Below are 4446 nucleotides of genomic sequence, written 5' to 3' on the forward strand. Positions count from 1 at the left end.
CGTATCGCCTGGCCCTCAGTAGCGCTCCCTTTTTTTAAGTGCTCGGTTCTCCTCCGGGGCGCTCAAGCGTGTGTCGACGGTCGATCGTGCTCGATCCCTCGTTCCTCGGGACCTCCGCGCGTTCTCTCTTTCGACACCCGCGCGCCCCTTCGGCTCACTCGCAAACAGCGACACCGCACCCGGCCGACGGCACCGAAGCGGCCCCCGCACGCCCCCAGACTCCGTCCGGGAGGTGCCCCCATCTCCTTCGACACCCGCGCGCCCCTTCGGCTCACTCGCAAACAGCGACACCGCACCCCGCCGGCGGCACCGAAGCGGCCCCCGCACGCCCGCCGACCCGGCACCCGCGCGCACCGTACCGACGCCGCGGGTGCGCGGGGGCAGGGCGCTCGCCGGGCTGTCGAGGAGGCTGGCCCGGGGCATCAGGGCGTCGCCTTGCGGGCCGTGGCGAAGCGCGGGCGGTTGTTCAGGTCGGGGTGGTCGGCCGCGTCCGCCCAGCCGGACTCCTCGTTGAAGATCCAGGGCACCTGGCCGCCCTGGGTGTCCGCGTGCTCGATGACGACGAGGCCGCCGGGCCGCAGCAGACGGTGGGCGGTGCGCTCGATGCCGCGGATCGTGTCGAGGCCGTCCTCGCCGGAGAAGAGCGCCATCTGGGGGTCGTGGTCGCGGGCCTCGGGGGCGACGTACTCCCATTCGGTGAGCGGGATGTACGGCGGGTTGGAGATGACCAGGTCGACCTGGCCGTTGAGTTCGGGCAGCGCGGTCAGGGCGTTGCCCTGGTGGATGGTGACCCGGGAGCCCTCGGCGTTCTTGCGGGCCCAGTTCAGCGCGTCGTCGGAGAGTTCCACGGCGTGCACCCGGGAGCGCGGGACCTCCTGGGCCATGGCCAGGGCGATCGCGCCCGATCCCGTACAGAGGTCGACGATCAGCGGTTCGACGACATCCATGGCCCGTACGGCGTCTATGGCCCAGCCGACGACGGACTCGGTCTCGGGGCGGGGCACGAAGACTCCGGGGCCCACCTGGAGTTCCAGATAGCGGAAGAAGGCGCGGCCGGTGATGTGCTGAAGGGGCTCGCGGGCCTCCCGGCGGGCGATCGCCTCCCAGTAGCGGGCGTCGAAGTCCGTGTCCTTGACGTTGTGCAGTTCTCCCCGCTTCACACCGTGCACAAAGGCGGCCAGCTCCTCGGCGTCGAAGCGCGGAGACGGCACGCCGGCGTCGGCCAGCCGCTGGGTGGCCTGGGCCACCTCGGCAAGCAGCAGGTTCACTGGTCCTCCACCCGTTCGTACAAAGAGGTTACGGCGCGGCTTACTGCGCTGCGGCGAGTTTGGCCGCCGAGTCGGCGTCGACGCACGCCTGGATCACGGCGTCGAGGTCTCCGTCGAGCACCTGGTCCAGGTTGTACGCCTTGAAACCCACCCGGTGGTCCGAGAGGCGGTTCTCGGGGTAGTTGTACGTACGGATCTTCTCGGAACGGTCGACCGTGCGCACCTGGCTGCGGCGCGCGTCGGCGGCCTTGTTCTCCGCCTCCTCCTGGGCCGCGGCGAGCAGCCTGGAGCGCAGGATACGCAATGCCTGCTCCTTGTTCTGGAGCTGGCTCTTCTCGTTCTGGCAGGAGGCGACGACACCGGTCGGCAGATGGGTGATGCGTACGGCGGAGTCGGTGGTGTTGACGGACTGGCCGCCGGGCCCGGAGGACCGGTAGACGTCGATGCGCAGATCGCTGGGGTTGATCTCCACCTCGATCTCGGCGGCCTCGGGGGTCACCAGGACCCCGGCGGCGGAGGTGTGGATACGGCCCTGGGACTCGGTGGCGGGCACCCGCTGGACGCGGTGCACCCCGCCCTCGTACTTCAGCCGTGCCCAGACGCCCTGCCCGGGTTCGGTGGCGCCCTGGCCGCCCTTGGTCTTGACGGCGACCTGGACGTCCTTGTAGCCGCCCAGCTCGGACTCGGTGGAGTCGATGATCTCGGTCTTCCAGCCGACGCGCTCGGCGTAGCGCAGATACATCCGCAGCAGGTCCCCGGCGAAGAGGGCGGACTCGTCGCCGCCCGCGCCCGCCTTGACCTCCAGGATGACGTCCTTGTCGTCGCTGGGGTCGCGCGGGACCAGCAGCAGCCGCAGCTTCTCGGTCAGCTCCTCGCGCTGCTTCTCCAGGTCCTTGACCTCGGCGGCGAACTCCGGCTCCTCGGCGGCCAGTTCGCGCGCGGTCTGGATGTCCTCCCCGGTCCGCTTCCAGGTGCGGTACGTACCGATGATCGGGGTCAGCTCGGCGTAGCGCTTGTTGAGCTTGCGCGCGTTCGCCTGGTCGGCGAACACGGCAGGGTCGGCGAGCTTCTTCTCAAGATCGGCGTGCTCGCCGATGAGGTCCTCGACCGCCTCGAACATCGGATGCTCCTGGTATGTGAACGAGTGCTGGTGCCACCGGACGGTTGTGCTGTCCCGGGGTGCCGGTGCGCCGTGCGCGGGCCCGGCCGGCCTGGGGGAATACAGCGACAAAAACAACACCGGTCCCGACCGCCCGCGGGTGGGGCGGCCGAGGACCGGCGCGGTTGGCTCGCTACTTCGTGGCGGAGCCGGCGGCCTTGCCGAAGCGGGCCTCGAAGCGGGCCACGCGGCCACCGGTGTCGAGGATCTTCTGCTTGCCCGTGTAGAACGGGTGGCACTCGGAGCAGACCTCGGCGCGGATGGAGCCGCTGCCGATGGTGCTGCGAGTGGTGAACGACGCGCCACAGGTACAGCTGACCTGCGTCTCGACGTACTCGGGGTGGATATCGCGCTTCAAGGTGTCTCCTAGATTCGGGAGGGCGCCGGGTCGCGCGGGCTGATTGCCCGCACGTGAACCGGGGCCGACGTACCAGTCTGCCAGGACCGGCCGTATCTCCCAAAACCGGGGTGGTGGCGGAACTATTCCCCGGCTGTGGTGGCCGGACTTCTCCCCGGATCTCCCCGGGCTACGCCCCGGGCTGCTGCGGGCGCTGCGTGGGGGCGGCGGGGCCCTGGACCAGGTCGCCCGCGTCGCCCTTGTCGCCCGCGGAGTCCTTGAGCGCGGCGGCCGGGATGGGCAGGTCCGCCCTGAGCGCGCTCCAGACCTGCTGGGAGGCGGCCCTGAGGGGGACGACCCGGTTCGGGTCGGCGGGGTCGTACTCCACCGGCATCGTGATCATCTGTACGTCCTCGGCGCCGAGGCCGCGAAGGCCCCTGGCGAAGCCCATCAGCTCCGTCACCGAGTCCAGCTCGGAGTCGGGGGTGATCGCCTGGGTGGCGGTGTCGGCGATATCGAGGAGCTTCTTGGGGTTGGAGACGGCCCCGATGTCCTTGACCTGGTCGAGGAACGCCTTCATAAACGCCTGCTGGAGCTGTATTCGGCCCAGGTCGCTGCCGTCGCCGACGCTCTTACGGGTACGGACGAGGCCGAGCGACTGCTCTCCGTCGAGGGTGTGGGTGCCGGGTTCGAGGTCGAGATGGCTCTTGGAGTCGTTGATCCGCTCGGTGGTGGTGATCTCCACCCCGCCCAGTTCGTCGATGAGCTTCTTGAAGCCGGTGAAGTCGACCTCGATGTAGTGGTCCATGCGGATGCCGGACATGGTCTCGACGGTCTTCACGGCGCAGGCCGGGCCGCCGACCTCGTACGCCGTGTTGAACATGGCCCGGCGCTCGGCGGGGACGGTGCCCTCGCCGTCTCCGTCGGCGCACTCCGGCCGGTCGATGAGGGTGTCGCGCGGGACGGAGACGACGCTGGCCTTCTTCCGGCCCTCGTAGATGTGCACGATCATCGCGGTGTCGGCGCGGGCGCCGCCCTCGTCGCCGCCGTAGCGGGCGTTGGCCCCGGAGCGGGAGTCGGAGCCGAGGAGCAGGATGTCGAGGGAGCCGTTGTCGATGTTCTTGGGGCGGTCGCTGAGCTGGGAGTTGATGTCGACGCCTTCGAGGTTGCCGTTCACCTTGAAGTACGCGTATCCGAGGCCGGAGCCGCCGATGGCGACCAGGGCTCCCAGCGACCAGGCGGTGACGCGCAGGGCGCGGCGCCCCTTGGGTATCGGCTTGCGCCGCTGCCCGCCGCCGCGTATTCGGCCGCCCATGTTCCTCCTTCTTTTTTAAGTGCTCGGTTCTCCTCCGGGGCGCTCAAGCGTGTGTCGACGGTCGATCGTGCTCGATCCCTCGTTCCTCGGGACCTCCGCGCTCCCCCAGACTTCGTCCGGGAGGTGCCCCCATCCCTCTCGACACCCGCGCGCCCCTTCGGCTCACTCGCCCTGCTGCCCCCCTGACAGGAGCGGTTTGTCCGCACTGTCAATTCTTGTTCCGCCACAGGAGAGACGGTCCGAGGGCGCAAAGGGTTGCACGGGCACCTGAGAACGGCCTGAGAAGCCGGGGCGCCCCGGGCCGCACAGGACACACAGGTCCACGGGAGGGCAAGCGACTGTGCCCACCGTGCGGGGCACGGTGGGC

4 protein-coding genes are annotated in these 4446 nt (G+C 69.8%); all 4 read right to left on the reverse strand.

All coding sequences use genetic code 11. From position 1 onward, the window contains the following. Positions 1-422: 422 nt before the first annotated feature. The 4 genes from prmC to ACWF94_RS34480 all read right to left on the reverse strand — a co-directional run bounded on the left by prmC (position 423) and on the right by ACWF94_RS34480 (position 4079). Positions 423-1268, reverse strand: a complete 846-nt coding sequence (gene prmC, locus ACWF94_RS34465) for a peptide chain release factor N(5)-glutamine methyltransferase (RefSeq protein WP_453497797.1) — start codon at positions 1266-1268, stop codon at positions 423-425. A gap of 40 nt (positions 1269-1308) precedes the next feature. Beyond that, the gene (gene prfA, locus ACWF94_RS34470; RefSeq protein ID WP_453497800.1) at positions 1309-2388 is read right to left on the reverse strand and encodes a peptide chain release factor 1; all 1080 of its coding nucleotides are present in this window, start codon (positions 2386-2388) and stop codon (positions 1309-1311) included. A 172-nt stretch (positions 2389-2560) separates the two neighbouring features. Continuing rightward, the gene (gene rpmE / locus ACWF94_RS34475) at positions 2561-2785 is read right to left on the reverse strand and encodes a 50S ribosomal protein L31 (protein WP_453497803.1); all 225 of its coding nucleotides are present in this window, start codon (positions 2783-2785) and stop codon (positions 2561-2563) included. A gap of 169 nt (positions 2786-2954) precedes the next feature. Next, entirely contained in the window at positions 2955-4079 is a 1125-nt protein-coding gene (locus ACWF94_RS34480; RefSeq protein WP_453497805.1) for an LCP family protein, read from the reverse strand. Positions 4080-4446: the final 367 nt, after the last annotated feature.

This window comes from Streptomyces sp. NPDC055078, from assembly GCF_053607985.1.